This window comes from Streptomyces sp. NBC_01381, from assembly GCF_026340305.1.
Classification (GTDB): Bacteria; Actinomycetota; Actinomycetes; order Streptomycetales; family Streptomycetaceae; genus Streptomyces.
This window is the reverse complement of the sequence record NZ_JAPEPI010000001.1, coordinates 4097312-4117350: the sequence shown is the minus strand read 5'-3', so window position 1 is coordinate 4117350 and position 20039 is coordinate 4097312. Positions and strand designations below refer to the sequence as shown.

General features: G+C 65.1%; 13 protein-coding genes, 3 rRNA genes and 1 riboswitch. Of the genes, 2 read left to right on the top strand and 14 right to left on the bottom strand.

From position 1 onward, the window contains the following. The first annotated feature begins 139 nt into the window (after positions 1-139). Positions 140-346 (top strand): DUF5999 family protein, encoded by a 207-nt coding sequence (locus OG453_RS19175; protein WP_323178639.1) that lies wholly within the window; start codon positions 140-142, stop codon positions 344-346. 106 nt (positions 347-452) lie between these two features. Here the strand turns inward: OG453_RS19175 and gcvP are convergent, their stop codons facing one another. Beyond that, entirely contained in the window at positions 453-3341 is a 2889-nt protein-coding gene (gcvP, locus tag OG453_RS19170; RefSeq protein ID WP_266869146.1) for an aminomethyl-transferring glycine dehydrogenase, read from the bottom strand. Positions 3342-3540: 199 nt separating this feature from the next. Continuing rightward, positions 3541-3640: riboswitch (glycine riboswitch) on the bottom strand. Positions 3641-3783: 143 nt separating this feature from the next. On the opposite strand from gcvP, the gene OG453_RS19165 reads away from it, so the two are divergent. Continuing rightward, positions 3784-4152, top strand: coding sequence for a PRC-barrel domain-containing protein (locus OG453_RS19165; RefSeq protein ID WP_266869144.1), 369 nt, complete (start codon positions 3784-3786; stop codon positions 4150-4152). Positions 4153-4303: 151 nt separating this feature from the next. Here OG453_RS19165 and OG453_RS19160 read toward each other — a convergent pair whose 3' ends face one another. From OG453_RS19160 to OG453_RS19100, 13 genes are all read right to left on the bottom strand, one after another. Then, on the bottom strand, positions 4304-5704 hold the full coding sequence (locus tag OG453_RS19160; RefSeq protein ID WP_266869142.1) for a DNA polymerase IV: 1401 nt from the start codon (positions 5702-5704) through the stop codon (positions 4304-4306). Between the two features lie 83 nt (positions 5705-5787). Further along, the gene (locus OG453_RS19155; protein WP_266869140.1) at positions 5788-6411 is read right to left on the bottom strand and encodes a MerR family transcriptional regulator; all 624 of its coding nucleotides are present in this window, start codon (positions 6409-6411) and stop codon (positions 5788-5790) included. 172 nt (positions 6412-6583) lie between these two features. Then, positions 6584-7057, bottom strand: coding sequence for a bifunctional nuclease family protein (locus tag OG453_RS19150; protein ID WP_006123076.1), 474 nt, complete (start codon positions 7055-7057; stop codon positions 6584-6586). A 53-nt stretch (positions 7058-7110) separates the two neighbouring features. Continuing rightward, positions 7111-7854 carry a MerR family transcriptional regulator gene (locus OG453_RS19145; protein WP_266869138.1) on the bottom strand — a complete coding sequence of 248 codons (744 nt, stop codon included), beginning with the start codon at positions 7852-7854 and terminating at the stop codon, positions 7111-7113. Between the two features lie 42 nt (positions 7855-7896). Further along, positions 7897-8868: an FHA domain-containing protein gene (locus OG453_RS19140; RefSeq protein WP_266869929.1), complete on the bottom strand. Its 972-nt coding sequence runs from the start codon at positions 8866-8868 to the stop codon at positions 7897-7899. 82 nt (positions 8869-8950) lie between these two features. Beyond that, positions 8951-9793 carry a DUF881 domain-containing protein gene (locus tag OG453_RS19135; protein ID WP_266869928.1) on the bottom strand — a complete coding sequence of 281 codons (843 nt, stop codon included), beginning with the start codon at positions 9791-9793 and terminating at the stop codon, positions 8951-8953. A gap of 5 nt (positions 9794-9798) precedes the next feature. Next, positions 9799-10131 (bottom strand): small basic family protein, encoded by a 333-nt coding sequence (locus tag OG453_RS19130; RefSeq protein ID WP_030794354.1) that lies wholly within the window; start codon positions 10129-10131, stop codon positions 9799-9801. Beyond that, positions 10131-11027: a DUF881 domain-containing protein gene (locus OG453_RS19125; RefSeq protein WP_266869135.1), complete on the bottom strand. Its 897-nt coding sequence runs from the start codon at positions 11025-11027 to the stop codon at positions 10131-10133. Before OG453_RS19125 ends, OG453_RS19130 begins: the two co-directional genes overlap by 1 nt. An 89-nt stretch (positions 11028-11116) precedes the next feature. Continuing rightward, positions 11117-13612 carry a mannose-1-phosphate guanyltransferase gene (locus OG453_RS19120; RefSeq protein ID WP_266869133.1) on the bottom strand — a complete coding sequence of 832 codons (2496 nt, stop codon included), beginning with the start codon at positions 13610-13612 and terminating at the stop codon, positions 11117-11119. A gap of 113 nt (positions 13613-13725) precedes the next feature. Further along, the gene (locus OG453_RS19115) at positions 13726-14334 is read right to left on the bottom strand and encodes a CDP-alcohol phosphatidyltransferase family protein (RefSeq protein ID WP_135335514.1); all 609 of its coding nucleotides are present in this window, start codon (positions 14332-14334) and stop codon (positions 13726-13728) included. A 149-nt stretch (positions 14335-14483) separates the two neighbouring features. After that, positions 14484-14600, bottom strand: a 5S ribosomal RNA gene (gene rrf, locus OG453_RS19110). 92 nt (positions 14601-14692) lie between these two features. Further along, positions 14693-17814 (bottom strand): 23S ribosomal RNA (locus OG453_RS19105). 306 nt (positions 17815-18120) lie between these two features. Continuing rightward, positions 18121-19646: ribosomal RNA gene (locus tag OG453_RS19100) — 16S ribosomal RNA — on the bottom strand. Together the 16S, 23S and 5S rRNA genes form the textbook arrangement of a ribosomal RNA operon. Between the last annotated feature and the right edge of the window lie 393 nt (positions 19647-20039).

Genomic DNA, 20039 nt, shown 5'->3' with positions numbered 1-20039 from the left:
GCCGCTAAATCCCTGCGGAATGACGCCCGTAGGGCAACACTGGGATCGGACCGACTAACCACGGGGGGCGGTCATGAACACCGCATCGAGCCGCAGGACAGACGTCACAGCCATCACATCGCAGCGAAAGAACCCTTCCATGTGCCAGCACCAACCACCGTGCCCGACAGCCGACTCCGCCGACCGGGAAGCCGCGCTCCTCACGGCGAGCCACCCGGAGCAGGGCTGGAGCCTGCTGTGCAACGGCGTCCTGCTCTTCGAGGACACCGGTGAGCTGCTGCCGGACGGCCAGATCATCGCCCCGCACCGACCGCTGGGCACCGACGAGATCATGACGGCCGCCTGACGCGGCGGCATCACGGCACGGACAACGAACGAAGGGGCCGACCCGGAGAAGCAATCTCCGGACCGGCCCCGACGCATGTGCTGGACCGCGTATCAGTCCTCGTGCATCAGTCCTCGTACGCATCCAGCGGCGGGCAGGAGCAGACCAGGTTCCGGTCGCCGTACGCCTGGTCGATACGGCGCACCGGCGGCCAGTACTTGTCGGCCGCGACGACACCGGCCGGGAAGACGGCCTCCTCGCGGCTGTAGTCGTGCTCCCACTCGCCGCTCAGCGCGGCCGCGGTGTGCGGCGCGTTGCGCAGCGGGTTGTCGTCGGCGGACCACTCGCCGCCGCCGACCTTCTCGATCTCCGCGCGAATGGCGATCATCGCCTCGCAGAACCGGTCGATCTCGACCAGGTCCTCGCTCTCCGTCGGCTCGATCATCAGCGTCCCGGCGACCGGGAACGACATGGTCGGCGCGTGGAAGCCGTAGTCGATGAGCCGCTTGGCGATGTCGTCGACGCTGACGCCCGTCTCCTTGCTCAGCGGCCGCAGGTCGATGATGCACTCGTGTGCGACGAGGTCGCCGGGACCGGTGTAGAGCACCGGGAAGTGCGGCTCGAGCCGCTTGGCGATGTAGTTCGCGGAGAGCACCGCGACCTGCGTGGCGCGCTTGAGCCCCTCGCCGCCCATGAGACGTACGTACGCCCAGGAGATCGGCAGGATGCCCGCGGAGCCCCACGGCGCGGCGGAGATCGGTCCGACACCCGTCTCGGGACCCGCGGCGGGCTGCATCGGGTGGTTGGGCAGGTACGGCGCGAGGTGCTCGCGCACACCGACCGGGCCGACGCCGGGACCGCCGCCGCCGTGCGGGATGCAGAAGGTCTTGTGCAGGTTCAGGTGCGAGACGTCGCCGCCGAAGTGCCCCGGCTTGGCAAGGCCCACCAGCGCGTTGAGGTTGGCGCCGTCGACGTACACCTGCCCGCCGGCCTCGTGCACCTCCGCGCAGATGTCGGCGACGTGCTCCTCGAAGACGCCGTGCGTCGACGGGTACGTGATCATAAGCACCGACAGCTCGTCGCGGTGCTTCTCGATCTTGGCGCGCAGGTCGTCGACGTCGATCTCGCCGTCGTCGGCGGTCTTCACGACGACGACCTTCATGCCGGCCATCACGGCGCTCGCGGCGTTGGTGCCGTGCGCGGAGGACGGGATGAGGCAGACGGTGCGCTGCTCGTCGCCGTTGGCCCGGTGGTAGCCACGGACCGCGAGGAGACCCGCCAGCTCGCCCTGCGAACCGGCGTTGGGCTGCAGCGAGACCTTGTCGTACCCGGTGACCTCGGCGAGCCGCTCCTCCAGCTCACGGATGAGGGTGAGGTAGCCCTGCGCCTGCTGGGCGGGCGCGAAGGGGTGCAGCTGCCCGAACTCGGGCCAGGTGACCGGCTCCATCTCGGTGGTCGCGTTGAGCTTCATGGTGCAGGAGCCCAGCGGGATCATGCCGCGGTCGAGCGCGTAGTCACGGTCGGCCAGCTTGCGCAGGTAGCGCAGCATCGCGGTCTCGGAGCGGTACTGGTGGAAGACCGGGTGCGTCAGGTACGCGTCGGAGCGCAGCAGACCGGCGGGCAGGGTGTCCTCGGTCGCCGCGTCGAGCGCCTCGATGTCCGCCTCGACCCCGAACGCGGTCCAGATCGCCGTCAGCTGCTTGCGCGTGGTGGTCTCGTCGCAGGCCAGCGAGACGTGGTCGGCGTCGACCTGGTGGACGTTGACGCCACCCTCGCGGGCCGCGGAGACAAGCTCCTCGGCCTTGCCGGGCACCCGCACGGTCAGCGTGTCGAAGTACGCGCCGTGCACGACCTCGACCCCGCCCGCGGTGAGGCCGGCGGCCAGCAGCGTCGCGTAGCGGTGGGTGCGCCGCGCGATGGACTTGAGGCCCTCGGGCCCGTGGTAGACCGCGTACATCCCGGCCATGACGGCGAGCAGCACCTGTGCCGTACAGATGTTGCTCGTCGCCTTCTCGCGGCGGATGTGCTGCTCACGGGTCTGCAGCGCGAGCCGGTAGGCCTTGTTGCCGTCGGCGTCGACGGAGACACCGACGAGCCGGCCCGGCAGGCTGCGGGCGAACTTCTCGCGCACCGCCATGTATCCGGCGTGCGGCCCGCCGAAGCCCATCGGCACACCGAACCGCTGCGTCGTGCCGACCGCGATGTCCGCACCGAGCTCACCGGGCGAGGTGAGCAGCGTCAGGGCGAGCAGATCGGCCGCGACGGAGACCACGGCCCCCAACTCGTGCGCCTGCTCGATGACCGCCTTGATGTCGCGTACGACACCGGAGGCACCCGGGTACTGGATCAGTACGCCGACGACACCGCGCTCGGCGACCTCGGCCGGGATGCCGTCGCTCAGATCGGCGACGACGATCTCGACGCCGGTCGGCTCGGCACGGGTCTGAATGACGGCGATGGTCTGCGGCAGCACATCGGCATCAACAAGAAAAACGCCGTCCTTGACCTTGCTCATGCGCCGCGAAAGGGCCATGGCCTCGGCGGCGGCGGTCCCCTCGTCGAGCAGGGAGGCACCGGAGGTGGGCAGTCCGGTCAGCTCGGCGACGACGGTCTGGAAGTTGAGCAGCGCCTCGAGCCGCCCCTGGGAGATCTCGGGCTGGTACGGCGTGTAAGCCGTGTACCAAGCAGGGTTCTCCATGACGTTCCGCAGGATGACGGGCGGCGTGAAGGTCCCGTAGTAGCCGAGCCCGATCATGGAATCGAGCACCTGATTCCGATCGGCCAGCGAGCGCAGCTCGGCCAGGACCTCGGCCTCGGTGCGCGCCCCGGGCAGATTCAGCGCCTCGGCGTTCTTGATCACATCCGGCACCGCGGCGGCGGTCAGCTCGTCGAGCGAGCCGTAGCCGACCTGCGCGAGCATCTTGGCGCATGCTTCGGCATCGGGGCCGATGTGCCGCTGCTCGAAGGGAATGCCCTGCTCAAGCTGTGAGAGCGGGATGCGAGGGGTGGCGGTCATTGCGGAGGCCTCCTGGTCTGACGCTGGTCTGACGCGACCTGCGAGGGGCACCACGGCGCGGGTGCCCGGACGGCCTCCCCCTCTGTCATCTCAACCTGAGAGCTTCACAGATCCGCCCATGGACAGATCTGCTTTCACCGTCGGTGAGGAAGGGTCTCGAACGTGCCCGCCCGACGCCCGCCCTGCTTTCCAGAGTGACCTCGTCCGTGCGGTACAGGGTGCCTGAGAGATTCCGGGGAGGATTTGCTCCTTCGGCGCCTCCGGAATCACCTCCCGGAGAGCTCTCCCGCACGGGGTCAGCAGCCACCGCCAGCGTACCAGCGAGGACCGCGCCCGATCCCTCGAGTGGCCGCATGCCCCGATGTGCTCTTTCGTAGTGATGACAAGCGAATAATGATGAGTTACGCGCCATTTCGACAAACTGCGACCAGTTGGAGGGCCCGTGCAGACCGACATCGATCCGCGCAACCTGATCGGCCGCAAGGCGTTCGACCGGGACGGGGCCAAGATCGGCACGATCGACGAGGTCTACCTCGACGATGCCACCGGCGCCCCGGAGTGGGCCGCGATACGCACGGGCCTGTTCAGCCGTGACGCCTTCGTCCCCCTGGAACCCAGCGAGGTCACGGGAGAGGGCACCCTGCGCATCCCCTTCGAACGCTCCCTGATCAAGGACGCCCCCGACTTCGGCGTAGGCCGCCACCTCTCCCCCGAACAGGAACTCCAGCTCTACCACCACTACGGCCTGGACATCACGCCCCCACCACCCCCCGACCAGAACTTCGGCAACACCGCAGACAAAGACCCCTGACGCCGCGCCCTCCCCCGTACGCGGCGCTTCCCCGGCCGGCCCGACCGCCTCGTTGTGGGCAGGCGTTCCGCAGGGCGAGTGGGGTCTCCCCTGCTCGAGCGAAGCCGAGAGCTTGGGGAAGGGTGGGCACAACGCCCACTGCCGAGCACCGCTACCCCGAGGGGCACTGCCCAGCCCCGCCCTCCGGCGGAGCCACCAGCGGCAACGGCTCCGCCTCCACCAACTCCGGATCATCGACCCGAAACGTCCGCACCCGCCCCGGCACCGACCCCGGAGTCTCGAACCGCACCGTCACCCGCCCAAGCCCGCTCCCCTGCACCCACCCGCACCCGTACACGGCATGCCGCACATCGTGCCCCGCGGCCCACCGCCGCGCACCGAGCGGTACCTCCTCGACGGACGCCTCCTCGACCTCCGCCGCGCCCTCGACCTCAGTCACGGCCCCGGCAGCCTCGCCCTCCCCTCGCTCAAGCCCGTCGGCCCGAGCCTGCGCGAAGAGATCCTCCTGCGTGTAGTCCGCAAGCCCCGTGACCCCCACGCCAAGGAGCCGCACGCCCCCCGTGGTGTCCACGGACTCCAGCAGCCGCGCGGCAGCCTCCCGCACCACCCCAGGGTCGTCCGTGGGCCCCCGCAGCGTCTCGGACCGTGTCAGCGTCGAGAAGTCGAACCGCCGCACCTTCAGCACGATGGTCCGCCCCGAGTGCCCGGCAGCCCGCAACCGCTCCACACACCGGTCGGCGAGCCGCGCCACCTCGCCCCTGACCCGCACCCGGTCGTGAATGTCCACGTCGTACGTGTCCTCGACACTGACCGACTTGGACTCCCGCTCCGCCACCACGGGCCGCTCGTCCCGCGCCTGCGCCATCGCGTACAGCGCGCTCCCGTGCGACTTCCCGAGCAGCCGTACGAGCTCGTCCTCACCCGCCTCCGCGATCTCCCCCACCGTCGTGATCCCACCCCGCCGCAGATGGTCCCCGGTGGCAGGACCGACCCCGGGCAGCGTCCGCACGGACATCGGCGCGAGCAGCTCCCGCTCGGTCCCCGGAACTATCAGCCGCAGCCCATCGGGCTTGGCCTCCTCCGAGGCGATCTTCGCCAGCATCTTGGACGCGGCGAGCCCGACCGACCCGGCAAGTCCGGTCACCGTCTTGATGTCGGCGCGCAACCGCTCCCCCACGGCCAGCGCCGACGCCTGGTCGTCGGCCACGCCGCCCGCCTCCAAGTCGACAAAGGCCTCGTCCAGACTGAGCGGCTCCACCAGCGGAGACAGCTCACGCAGCAGCGCCATCACCTGCTCGCTGATCTCCCGGTAGAGCCCGAAGCGCGGCACCAGATAGGCGGCGTTCGGCGCGAGGCGCCGCGCCTGCCCCATGGGCATCGCCGAGTGCACACCGAGCTTCCTCGCCTCGTATGAAGCCGTGGCCACCACACCCCGCGGCCCGAGCCCGCCCACCACCACGGCCTTCCCGCGCAGACTCGGCTTCGCGGCCTGCTCGGCAGACGCGTAGAAGGCATCCATGTCGAGATGCAGAATCGTGGGCGCGGTTCTCACACTTCTGATGCTGCCCTACGCCACTGACAACGCCCCGAAACCGCCACCCCGAACCCAAGGCCGACGGCGCTGCCCCAACCGCCTCACACGGCCCGGTTACGCCGCCGCGCGAGCTCGTCGGCGGGGTTCTGACGCAGCAGCGTCTCCCCGGTGTCGATGCGCTCCCCGTGCAGCTGCGAGAGCGCCGCTTCCACGTCCCGCCACACGACGCCCACGGCGATCCCGAAGACCCCTTGCCCGCCCTGGAGCAGATCGTGGACCTCGTCGGGCGACGTGCACTCGTAGACCGTCGCACCGTCGCTCATGAGCGTCATCCGCTCCAGATCCCGGAAACCGCGGTCGCGCAGATGCTGGACCGTGGTCCGGATGTTCTGCAGGGACACACCGGTGTCCAGGAACCGCTTCACGATCTTCAGGACGACGACGTCCCGGAAGCTGTAGAGCCGCTGGGTCCCCGACCCGCCCGCGGACCGCACACTGGGCTCGACGAGCCCCGTACGGGCCCAGTAGTCGAGCTGTCGATACGTGATACCGGCGGCCGCACACGCGGTCGGCCCTCGGTACCCGATCTGTTCCTGTTCGGTCTGCCCGGACGTAGCGTCCCCGCTCCCCTGAACCGCCATCGGCCGCCTCGGAGAGTGATCGGCCGTGCTGCCGTGAAGCGGATACGGTCCGCCCATCGCCGTACCGTCGCCGCTGCTTCTCACGCCGACCTCCGTCCTTGACCTGCCTTCCCGACGGTAGGCAGTCGCCAGGGGCTCGTCAACGATCGCCACACTCGGCACGCCGAGTGATAATCACCCTAAGAGTGGTTTGCCGCGCCTCACCGCCGGGAAAGGCTAGCCGAATGGTCCGTCGGGACCCTCCGGAGGCATCGGTTCACTGGCTGTTGGTGCCGAAGTCCTCGGGCGAGATCTGGTCGAGGAACTCGCGGAATTTCTCCACCTCGTCCTCCTGCTCGTCCGGAATGGCGATGCCGGCGTCGTCCAGGACCCCGTCACTGCCGTAGATCGGCGTTCCGGTGCGCAGCGCAAGCGCTATGGCGTCGGACGGCCGGGCGCTCACCTCGACTCCACTGGCGAAGACCAGCTCCGCGTAGAAGACCCCTTCGCGCAGGTCCGTGATGCGCACCTCGGTGAGCTCCTGACCCACCGCCTCCAGCACGTCCTTGAACAGGTCGTGGGTCAGCGGCCGTGCGGGCGCCATCCCCTGCTGTGCGAAGGCGATCGCGGTCGCCTCCCCTGGTCCGATCCAGATGGGGAGGTACCGATCGCCTCCCACTTCACGCAGGAGCACGATCGGTTGGTTAGAGGGCATTTCGACCCGGACACCTACGACGTCGAGCTCGTTCACACAGCAACCCTAGGACGTGCCCGGCAGGTTTGGGTAGTCGGGCACCTCTTGAGTCAGGGCAACCGCACCCCGAGAGCGGTCTGCACCAGTGCAGAGTGCAGCTTTCCGGTGAGCCCCGCCAGTTCCTTCGTACGGGCTTCCGCATGGGCCCTGGTCTGCGGATTACGGTGCCTCCGCAGGGGTGCCACGACCTGGTCGACGAGGCCGGCCTCGCGTTCGGCGGCGGTTTTCATGGCCCGCAGATGGCGCGGTTCGATGCCGAACCTGCCGAGTTCGACCACCAGGGCGGCGACCGTCACGGCCTCGGCGTCGTAACCACCTTCCGGCAACGGCGCGATGAGCCCGTACGTCTCCCACTCGTCGAGCTGCTCCGCGTCGATCTCGGCGGCCGCGAGCAGCTCGGCCCGGCCCACGCGGGCCGCCGTGGGCCCTTCGGCCTCGCCGGGGCCCCAGACGTCGCCGGGCTCTCTCGGCTGCCCCAGGGAGGGCAGCGGGGCCGCTTCTCCGCGCTCCAGGGCGTCCAGGTGCTCCCGGATGACCTTGAGCGGCAGATAGTGGTCCCGCTGCATCCGCAGGACGTGACCGAGCCGCTCGACGTCCTGCGGGCCGAACTTCCGGTACCCGGACGGCGTGCGTTCGGGCTCGATGAGCCCTTCCGACTCCAGGAATCGGATCTTGGAGATCGTGACCTCGGGAAATTCGTCACGCAGCGCGTTCAGGACGGCGCCGATGCTCATCAGCCGACGGTCCTCGGCGGCGGTGCCGTTCCCGGCACCGCCCCTCGGTGTTTGAAGCATGGACCTTCCTGAGGGTGCACCCGGACGAAGTCCGGGGGAGGGTCAGATGCCGACGCTCCGCTGGCTCGCGTAGAAGACCAGCCGGTACTTACCGATCTGCACCTCGTCGCCGTTCGACAGCGCGACGGAGTCGATGCGCTCCCGGTTGACGTATGTGCCGTTGAGGCTGCCCACGTCCGCGACGGTGAAGGAACCGTCCTGGACGCGACGGAACTCCACGTGGCGGCGCGACACGGTCACGTCGTCCAGGAAGATGTCGCTCTGCGGGTGACGCCCTGCCGTGGTCAGCTCGCCGTCCAGGAGGAAGCGGCTGCCCGAGTTCGGACCGCGGCGCACCACGAGGAGCGCCGAGCCGAGCGGCAACGCGTCGACGGCGGCCTGGGCCTCCGGCGAGAGGGCGGGCGAGGCGGTCTGCCCCGTCACCTCCGCGTCATAGGCCTCGAGGCCCGAGATGGAGATCGTCGAGGTCGTCTCGGACGGACGCTCCGGGGCGGCCCCGGCCCGCAGCGGCGCGCCGCAGTTGGAGCAGAACCGGCTCGCGTCGGCGTTGCGGTTCCCGCACCTCGTACACACCAGGGCCATGGACGGATCCTCCTGCCGCGGCTGCCCCGCGGGGGCATTCGATGCGTACGGACCGGGGGTAAACCCTCCACCCGTACTTGAGGTTGACGGTTCTCCGAAACCTATGCGGCCCGCACCGGCAGGGTCAACAGACGACGCGCCCTGTCCGCCCGAAATGTCACCGCCAGGACCACCGACCTGATCACGGAACATCGGGCGCTCGCCGCCCTGGTCCTCGGCGGCGTCTCCATGGCGCGGCGCACGGTGCCGGGCAGTGGCGGGATTGCCGCTGTCCTCGCGCGAACGCTTGCCGAACAACTTCTCAAACAACTTCACGGGCGATTCCCCTTGACCGAAACAGACCCGCCCGTGGGGCAGGACGAACCCTGATTGCACACACCGGCGTACATCGGCGTACCAGACATCCTCACAACGTCCGTACCCGCCAAACAGTTTCCACCACGCACCACGCTTACAGTGCGCCGACCCCCCGCAACCTCATGCCCTCCCCGGACGGCCCCCATGCGCCCCCGCCTCACTGGGAGGACGACCGAGCGTAGTCAGGCCGCTTCGCGGGTCGCAAGGCGTCCACCACGATCTTCTCCGCTCGCGCCACGGTGACCGTGGCCTGCTCCTTCTCCAGAGTCTGCACCACCCCACCAGGGATGTTCAGCGCCGGCTCGAGGTCCTGCGGCTTGCCGATCACCTTGAAGCGATAGGGCTTGCCGACCTTGCGGCCGTCCACCCGTACGCCACCACCGTCCGTGTCCGACAGGTAGGTGCTTGCCACCACGCGCACGTCATTGATCTGGATGGCCTCGGCCCCCGCAGCGCGCAGCTCCTGAATGGCGTCGAGCAGCATGTCCGCCTCAACCGACCCCTTCTTGTCATCGATGGTCAGCGTGATGCCAGGACCCTGCGCTGCCACGGTGCCCGCCAGAATGCCGAGTTGTCTTTCCTTCTCGACCGTCTGCTTGCGGGCCTCCTCGGCCTGGTCCGAGCTGTTCTCGAGCCCGGTGCGCTGATCCTCCAGACGCTGCTTCTCATCTTCCAGACGCTGCGTACGGTCATCCAGTTCATCGAGGATGCGTACGAGATCTTCCTGACGTGCGCCGCGCAGGGCGCTGCTGTCGTTGTTGGACCGCACCTGGATGGCCAGGCCGAGCCCCAGAACGAACAGCAGCAGGGCGACGATCAGTTGGGGACGCGTGACACGCGGCGGCCACAGCGCCTCCACCAGCCGCTGACGGCCCTTCAACGGCTGCTGCTCGCCCCGCGCGGGCGCGGCGTCGTCCGCCGGCTCCACGGGCGCGCTCGGCACCTCGGCGGGCAGTTCCTTGCGCCGGTTGTCGTTCCCGGGCGTCTCGTCCGTGGCCATCGGCGTCACGCCCGGAAGATGTGTCGGCGGATGGCGGCGGCGTTGGAGAAGATCCGGATGCCGAGCACCACGACGACGCCGGTGGAGAGCTGGGCGCCCACGCCCAACTTGTCGCCCAGGAACACGATCAGGGCGGCCACGACCACGTTCGAGAGGAACGAGACCACGAAGACCTTGTCGTCGAAGATCCCGTCGAGCATCGCGCGCAGGCCTCCGAACACCGCGTCGAGCGCGGCGACGACGGCGATCGGAAGGTACGGCTCGACCACCGCCGGAACCTCGGGCCGGACCAACAATCCGGCCACGACTCCCACGACGAGGCCCAGTACGGCGATCACTATGTGCCCTTTCCTGCCTTCGGCTCTGCTGTACGTACGGTCACACTCGGTGCTGCCGGGAGTCGGACGCTTTCCTGTACGGAAATGCTGGTCCTGACCCCGAAGTTCTCCTGCAGAGCATGCAGATACTGACCGTCGCGACTGTTCTGGAATCTCGTGCTCAACCGCTGCCCGTCCCCCACGGCAAGCACCGTATACGGCGGCACCAGCGGCTTGTTGTCGACCAGTATCGCGTCACCCGCGGCCCTGATCGCCGACAGCGCGGTCAGCCGCTGGTCGTTGATGGCGATCGCCTCCGCGCCCGACTGCCACAGGCCGTTGACCACCCGCTGCATGTCGCGGTCCCGCACCCGTCCGGTGTCGGAGAACCCGCTGCTCTCCCGCGGTCCGCCACCGCCCTGGTCTGCTGCCTTGGCGTCGTCCACGACGAGCTTCACGCCCGGCCCGTCCACCTCTGTGGCACCGGAAAGCAGAGCCACCAACTCGCCCTGGCTTCCGCCGTGCTTCTTCAGCGCCTCACGCTGCCGCTCGCTCACGTCGTCGCGGAGCGTCTCGACGTCCTCTTCGAGCTTGTCCGCGTCCGAAGTCGCCGACTCGATCCGGTCGATGAGCTCCGCGCGCTCCTTGGCGACGACCGGAGCCGCTATCCGCGCCTGCGCGGCTCCCACGGTCACCACCAGGGCGGCGAGTACGAGCCCGAGTGCGAGCCCGAGCTTGGCGCGCAGCGGACGCGGAACGCCGCCGTCACCCTTCTCCTTCTTGCGGGCAGCCGCCTCCGCGTATCCCTCGTCCAGGCTGTGGTCCATGACGGTGGTGAGCAGCGACATGGAGGCGTCCGGGCGCCGGGGGCGCGAGGGGGTGCTCCGAACGGGGGGCTGCTGCGGCATGCCGCACATCGTCGCACGTCGCGGGCGTTACCTCCGAATGGCCCCACCGGCGTGCCGGACGGCGCCCCTGCCGGGCGCCGTCCGGCCCTCGCGCACGGTCAGCGACCTGCGCTGTCCACCACTGCGGACCATTCGTCGAGCAGTGCCTGCGCGGACGCGTCATCGGGCCCTTCTGCCCACAAATGAGTGACCGCCTCCGCGGGATCGGGCAGCACCAACACCCAGCGCCCGTCGGTCTCCACGACCCGCACACCATCGGTCGTGTCCACGGAACGCTCCCCCGCGGCCTCGACCACGCGACGCATCACCAGACCCTTGACCGCCCACGGAGTCGCGAGGTCACGCCGCAGCACATGGGCCCGCGGAATCCGCGCGTCGATCTGGCTGAGCGTGAGCTGCGTCCGCGCCACAAGCCCGATGAGCCGCACGAACGCCGCCGTACCGTCGAAGACACTGCTGAACTCGGGGATGATGAAGCCACCGCGGCCATCGCCCCCGAAGATCGTCGACTCGTCGCGCCCCACCCGTGTCAGATCGTCCGGTGATGTGGTCGTCCAGTCGACCTGCGTACCGTGGTACGCGGCCACCTGCTCGGCGATCCGCGTCGTCGTCACCGGAAGGGCCACACGCCCGCTGCGCCGCTCGGCGGCGACCAGATCGAGCATGACGAGCAGCGCCCGGTCGTCCTCGACGATCCGCCCCTTCTCGTCGACGAGCGAAAGACGCTCACCCACCGGATCGAAGCGCACCCCGAACGCGGCCCGCGCCGACGCCACGATCTCGCCGAGCCGCACAAGCCCCGACCTGCGCGCCTCGTAGGACTCGGTCGGACGTGACTCGTCGAGACCTGGGTTGATGGTCAGCGCATCGACACCGAGCCGCCCGAGAAGACTCGGCAGCACAAGACCCGCGCTGCCGTTGGACGCGTCGACGACCACCTTCAGCTCGGACTCGGCCACACCCGTGGTGTCGATATTGCGCAGCAGAGAGCCGGTGTAGGAGTCGAAGACACTCGACGGGAAATGCAGATCCCCGATCTCGCCGGGGAAAGCACGCCGGTACTCCTGACGCGCGTACACACGGTCCAGCTTCCGCTGACTCCCCTGCGACAGATCCGCTCCACGCCCGTCGAAGAACATGATGTCGACGGAGTCCGGCACCCCCGGGGTCGTCCGGATCATGATCCCGCCGGCACTGCCCCGCGCGGTCTGCTGCCGCGCCACCGGCAACGGCACATTCTCCAGATCGCGTACGTCGATGGCGCTGGCCTGCAGAGCCGAGATCACCGCTCGTTTCAGCGCACGGGCGCCTCGCGAATGGTCACGCGCGGTCGTGACGGTCGAGCCCTTCTTCAGCGTCGTCGCATACGCGCCGGCGAGCCGTACCGCGAGCTCCGGGGTGATCTCCACATTCAGGATCCCGGACACCCCGCGCGCACCGAACAGGTGGGCCTGGCCCCGTGACTCCCAGATGACGGACGTGTTGACGAAGGCACCGGCCTCGATCGTCTTGAACGGGTAGACGCGGACGTTGCCCTGAATGATCGATTCCTCACCGACCAGGCACTCGTCACCGATGACCGCACCGTCCTCGATACGGGCGGCCCGCATGATGTCGGTGTTCTTCCCGATCACACAGCCCCGCAGATTGCTGTGCTCGCCGATGTAGACGTTGTCGTGGACGACGGCCTTGTGCAGAAACGCCCCGGTCTTGACCACGACGTTCGAGCCGATGACGGTGTGCTCGCGAATCTCCGCGCCGGCCTCGACCTTGGCGTAGTCCCCGATGTACAGCGGCCCGCGCAGCACGGCGTCGGGGTGCACCTCGGCACCCTCGGCGACCCACACACCGGGCGAGATCTCGAAGCCGTCGAGCTCGACGTCGACCTTGCGCTCCAGCACGTCGGCCTGTGCCTTGACGTAGCTCTCGTGCGTGCCGACGTCCTCCCAGTACCCCTCGGCGACATACCCGTAGATGGGCTTGCCCTCCTTCATGAGCTGAGGGAAGACATCGCCGGACCAGTCCACGGACGTATCGGCCTCGACGTAGTCGAAGACCTCGGGCTCCATCACATAGATGCCCGTGTTCACCGTGTCCGAGAAGACTTGCCCCCAGGTCGGCTTCTCGAGAAAGCGCTCGACCTTTCCTTCTTCGTCCACGATGGTGATGCCGAATTCCAGCGGATTGGGAACACGCGTCAGACAGACGGTGACAAGCGCGCCCTTTTCCTTGTGGAAGTTGATGAGCTCGGTGAGGTCGAAATCAGTGAGAGCATCACCGGAGATCACGAGGAATGCATCGTCCTTCAGCGCTTCCTCAGCGTTCTTCACACTCCCAGCAGTGCCGAGTGGCTTCTCCTCATTGGCATAGGTGAGCTCCATCCCGAGCTCTTCACCATCGCCGAAGTAATTCCTGACCAGAGAGGCCAGGAACTGGACTGTCACTACGGTCTCGGTGAGCCCATGCCGCTTGAGCAGCCGCAGCACATGCTCCATGATCGGCCTATTGGCCACGGGCAGGAGCGGCTTGGGCATGCTCGAGGTCATGGGGCGAAGGCGCGTGCCTTCGCCTCCGGCCATTACGACGGCCTTCATGTCGGAAGCGTCCTCCTCAATAGACGACGATCTAGCCGACTTAGCCCGCCCAGATTGGCCCGCATATGTCAGATACGGGCCTGCAAGCCTCTACAGCTGCCGAATCGGCAAGCTCAATCGGCCGTGGCGTCCGCCCGGACAAGTCTGCGGACCTGAACCACGTAGAGGATCCCTGCCCACCAGTACAGCGTTGTACCCCATCCGGCGAACGCCCATCCGAAAATAGCAGCGAGAGTGTTGATCCAGCCACTTCCATCACTGAGAAGCAGTAGTGGAAAGGCGTACATCAGGTTGAAGGTGGCAGCCTTGCCGAGGAAGTTCACCTGCGGCGGCGGATAGCCGTGCCGCCTGAGGATCCCGACCATCACCAGCAGAACCAGCTCGCGCAGGAGCAGCACCGCGGTCAGCCAGAGCGGAAGAATCTCCCGCCACGTGAGTCCGACCAATGTGGACAAAATATAGAGCCGGTCAGCAGCCGGGTCGAGCAGCCGCCCGAGGTTGCTGATCTGGTTCCAGCGGCGGGCCAACTTGCCATCGAGATAGTCGCTGATGCCGCTCAGCATCAGCACCAACAGCGCCCAGTGGTCACTCTTGGGGCCACCGAACTCCGGCCTGAGGATCAACCACAGGAAGAGGGGTACGCCGACGAGGCGCGCCATGCTGAGGATGTTCGGGATGGTGAGGACTCGGTCCGTCTGGACACGTGTCTCCTGGACCTCCACCCGGGGGCCTCCTGTGGGAAATGAGCCGATGATGCCCCCTGACCTTACCCTCAGTTGTCAGCCGCCGGTGCAGAGGGGTAGCCGGCCACGGAAACACAAAAAAGCCGTGGCCCCTGGAATTAAATCCAGAGACCACGGCTATAAAAGAAGTTCGGCGGCGTCCTACTCTCCCACAGGGTCCCCCCTGCAGTACCATCGGCGCTGTGAGGCTTAGCTTCCGGGTTCGGAATGTAACCGGGCGTTTCCCTCACGCTATGACCACCGAAACACTATGAAACTGTCAACCGCACCACACCCGGTGGCCCCGGGCATGGGGTTGTTCGTGGTTTCAGAACCAACACAGTGGACGCGAGCAACTGAGGACAAGCCCTCGGCCTATTAGTACCAGTCACCTCCACCCGTTACCGGGCTTCCAGATCTGGCCTATCAACCCAGTCGTCTACTGGGAGCCTTAACCCCTCAAAGGGGTGGGAATACTCATCTCGAAGCAGGCTTCCCGCTTAGATGCTTTCAGCGGTTATCCTTTCCGAACGTAGCCAACCAGCCATGCCCTTGGCAGGACAACTGGCACACCAGAGGTTCGTCCGTCCCGGTCCTCTCGTACTAGGGACAGCCCTTCTCAATATTCCTACGCGCACAGAGGATAGGGACCGAACTGTCTCACGACGTTCTAAACCCAGCTCGCGTACCGCTTTAATGGGCGAACAGCCCAACCCTTGGGACCGACTCCAGCCCCAGGATGCGACGAGCCGACATCGAGGTGCCAAACCATCCCGTCGATATGGACTCTTGGGGAAGATCAGCCTGTTATCCCCGGGGTACCTTTTATCCGTTGAGCGACGGCGCTTCCACAAGCCACCGCCGGATCACTAGTCCCGACTTTCGTCCCTGCTCGACCCGTCGGTCTCACAGTCAAGCTCCCTTGTGCACTTACACTCAACACCTGATTACCAACCAGGCTGAGGGAACCTTTGGGCGCCTCCGTTACTCTTTGGGAGGCAACCGCCCCAGTTAAACTACCCATCAGACACTGTCCCTGATCCGGATCACGGACCGAGGTTAGACATCCAGCACGACCAGAGTGGTATTTCAACGGCGACTCCACGAACACTGGCGTGCCCGCTTCAAAGTCTCCCACCTATCCTACACAAGCCGAACCGAACACCAATATCAAACTGTAGTAAAGGTCCCGGGGTCTTTCCGTCCTTCTGCGCGAAACGAGCATCTTTACTCGTAGTGCAATTTCACCGGGCCTATGGTTGAGACAGTCGAGAAGTCGTTACGCCATTCGTGCAGGTCGGAACTTACCCGACAAGGAATTTCGCTACCTTAGGATGGTTATAGTTACCACCGCCGTTTACTGGCGCTTAAGTTCTCAGCTTCGCCCGACCGAAGTCGGACTAACCGGTCCCCTTAACGTTCCAGCACCGGGCAGGCGTCAGTCCGTATACATCGCCTTACGGCTTCGCACGGACCTGTGTTTTTAGTAAACAGTCGCTTCTCGCTGGTCTCTGCGGCCACCCCCAGCTCACGGAGTAAATCCGATCACCGGTGATGGCCCCCCTTCTCCCGAAGTTACGGGGGCATTTTGCCGAGTTCCTTAACCATAGTTCACCCGAACGCCTCGGTATTCTCTACCTGACCACCTGAGTCGGTTTAGGGTACGGGCCGCCATGAAACTCGCTAGAGGCTTTTCTCGACAGCATAGGATCATCCACTTCACCACAATCGGCTCGGCATCAGGTCTCACCCTCATGTCATCCGGATTTACCTAGATGACGGGCTACACCCTTACCCCGGGACAACCACCGCCCGGGCTGGACTACCTTCCTGCGTCACCCCATCACTCACCTACTACAAGTCTGGTCCGTCGGCTCCACCACTTCCCTTTGCCCGAAGGCTCCAGGACGGCTTCACGGACTTAGCATCGCCTGATTCAATGTTTGACGCTTCACAGCGGGTACCGGAATATCAACCGGTTATCCATCGACTACGCCTGTCGGCCTCGCCTTAGGTCCCGACTTACCCTGGGCAGATCAGCTTGACCCAGGAACCCTTAGTCAATCGGCGCACACGTTTCTCACGTATGTATCGCTACTCATGCCTGCATTCTCACTCGTGAACCGTCCACCACTAGCTTCCGCTGCAGCTTCACCCGGCACACGACGCTCCCCTACCCATCCACACAGGCGTTGGCCCTATTGTGTGAATGACACGACTTCGGCGGTACGCTTGAGCCCCGCTACATTGTCGGCGCGGAATCACTTGACCAGTGAGCTATTACGCACTCTTTCAAGGGTGGCTGCTTCTAAGCCAACCTCCTGGTTGTCTCTGCGACTCCACATCCTTTCCCACTTAGCGTACGCTTAGGGGCCTTAGTCGATGCTCTGGGCTGTTTCCCTCTCGACCATGGAGCTTATCCCCCACAGTCTCACTGCCGTGCTCTCACTTACCGGCATTCGGAGTTTGGCTAAGGTCAGTAACCCGGTAGGGCCCATCGCCTATCCAGTGCTCTACCTCCGGCAAGAAACACACGACGCTGCACCTAAATGCATTTCGGGGAGAACCAGCTATCACGGAGTTTGATTGGCCTTTCACCCCTAACCACAGGTCATCCCCCAGGTTTTCAACCCTGGTGGGTTCGGTCCTCCACGACCTCTTACAGCCGCTTCAACCTGCCCATGGCTAGATCACTCCGCTTCGGGTCTTGAGCGCGCTACTGAACCGCCCTATTCGGACTCGCTTTCGCTACGGCTTCCCCACACGGGTTAACCTCGCAACGCACCGCAAACTCGCAGGCTCATTCTTCAAAAGGCACGCAGTCACGACGCATTGAGTAAACTCAATGCGCGACGCTCCCACGGCTTGTAGGCACACGGTTTCAGGTACTATTTCACTCCGCTCCCGCGGTACTTTTCACCATTCCCTCACGGTACTATCCGCTATCGGTCACCAGGGAATATTTAGGCTTAACGGGTGGTCCCGCCAGATTCACACGGGATTTCTCGGGCCCCGTGCTACTTGGGTGTCTCTCAAACGAGCCGCTGATGTTTCGACTACGGGGGTCTTACCCTCTACGCCGGACCTTTCGCATGTCCTTCGCCTACATCAACGGTTTCTGACTCGTCTCACAGCCGGCAGACTGTGAAAGAGAGATCCCACAACCCCGCACACGCAACCCCTGCCGGGTATCACACGTATACGGTTTGGCCTCATCCAGTTTCGCTCGCCACTACTCCCGGAATCACGGTTGTTTTCTCTTCCTGCGGGTACTGAGATGTTTCACTTCCCCGCGTTCCCTCCACACTGCCTATGTGTTCAGCAGCGGGTGACAGCCCATGACGACTGCCGGGTTTCCCCATTCGGAAACCCCCGGATCAAAGCCTGGTTGACGACTCCCCGGGGACTATCGTGGCCTCCCACGTCCTTCATCGGTTCCTGGTGCCAAGGCATCCACCGTGCGCCCTTAAAAACTTGGCCACAGATGCTCGCGTCCACTGTGCAGTTCTCAAACAACGACCAACCACCCATCACACACTGCATTCACAGTGCTTCACTGGGGTCGGCATCGAAGGCAGCCGAAAAACCGGCCGTACCTTCAGATACCCAACAGCGTGCCCGACCCGATCCATCAACATTCACGTTCCACGCCGAAGCAGTACTAGTGAAGCCAACCGACCGTGCCGAGTAGTCAACGTTCCACCCATGAGCAACCAGCATCAGACATTCGCTGATGTACTGGCTCTTGGACCACCAAGCAAGCCTGGCAGTCTAGATGCTCCTTAGAAAGGAGGTGATCCAGCCGCACCTTCCGGTACGGCTACCTTGTTACGACTTCGTCCCAATCGCCAGTCCCACCTTCGACGGCTCCCTCCCACAAGGGGTTGGGCCACCGGCTTCGGGTGTTACCGACTTTCGTGACGTGACGGGCGGTGTGTACAAGGCCCGGGAACGTATTCACCGCAGCAATGCTGATCTGCGATTACTAGCAACTCCGACTTCATGGGGTCGAGTTGCAGACCCCAATCCGAACTGAGACAGGCTTTTTGAGATTCGCTCCGCCTCGCGGCTTCGCAGCTCATTGTACCTGCCATTGTAGCACGTGTGCAGCCCAAGACATAAGGGGCATGATGACTTGACGTCGTCCCCACCTTCCTCCGAGTTGACCCCGGCAGTCTCCTGTGAGTCCCCATCACCCCGAAGGGCATGCTGGCAACACAGAACAAGGGTTGCGCTCGTTGCGGGACTTAACCCAACATCTCACGACACGAGCTGACGACAGCCATGCACCACCTGTATACCGACCACAAGGGGGGCACCATCTCTGATGCTTTCCGGTATATGTCAAGCCTTGGTAAGGTTCTTCGCGTTGCGTCGAATTAAGCCACATGCTCCGCTGCTTGTGCGGGCCCCCGTCAATTCCTTTGAGTTTTAGCCTTGCGGCCGTACTCCCCAGGCGGGGAACTTAATGCGTTAGCTGCGGCACCGACGACGTGGAATGTCGCCAACACCTAGTTCCCACCGTTTACGGCGTGGACTACCAGGGTATCTAATCCTGTTCGCTCCCCACGCTTTCGCTCCTCAGCGTCAGTAATGGCCCAGAGATCCGCCTTCGCCACCGGTGTTCCTCCTGATATCTGCGCATTTCACCGCTACACCAGGAATTCCGATCTCCCCTACCACACTCTAGCCTGCCCGTATCGACTGCAGACCCGGGGTTAAGCCCCGGGCTTTCACAACCGACGTGACAAGCCGCCTACGAGCTCTTTACGCCCAATAATTCCGGACAACGCTTGCGCCCTACGTATTACCGCGGCTGCTGGCACGTAGTTAGCCGGCGCTTCTTCTGCAGGTACCGTCACTTTCGCTTCTTCCCTGCTGAAAGAGGTTTACAACCCGAAGGCCGTCATCCCTCACGCGGCGTCGCTGCATCAGGCTTTCGCCCATTGTGCAATATTCCCCACTGCTGCCTCCCGTAGGAGTCTGGGCCGTGTCTCAGTCCCAGTGTGGCCGGTCGCCCTCTCAGGCCGGCTACCCGTCGTCGCCTTGGTGAGCTTCTACCTCACCAACAAGCTGATAGGCCGCGGGCTCATCCTGCACCGCCGGAGCTTTCAATCCCCTCCCATGCGAGAGGGGATATCATCCGGTATTAGACCCCGTTTCCAGGGCTTGTCCCAGAGTGCAGGGCAGATTGCCCACGTGTTACTCACCCGTTCGCCACTAATCCACCCCGAAGGGCTTCATCGTTCGACTTGCATGTGTTAAGCACGCCGCCAGCGTTCGTCCTGAGCCAGGATCAAACTCTCCGTGAATGTTTACCCGTAATCGGGTGCGCATCCGCGTTGAGCGGAACCAGGAAGAGGAATAATCTTCCGGTTCACAGCGTCCTCGCTGATGTTTTCTTCAAAGGAACCTCGTCTCGACCATGACGGCCGGAGACGGGGTATCAACATATCTGGCGTTGACTTTTGGCACGCTGTTGAGTTCTCAAGGAACGGACGCTTCCTTTGTACTCACCCTCTCGGGCTTTCCTCCGGGCGCTTCCCTTCGTTGTGTTCCAAACTCTATCAGGTCTTTTTCGACTCCCTGACCACTCATCTGCGAGCACGCAGAAGCTGACCCAGGGATTAGGATCTGACTTGATAGATGCTGCCGAGTCCGGACGCTTGACCGCGTCGCTCGCCTCAGGCAGGAGTCCGACTGTA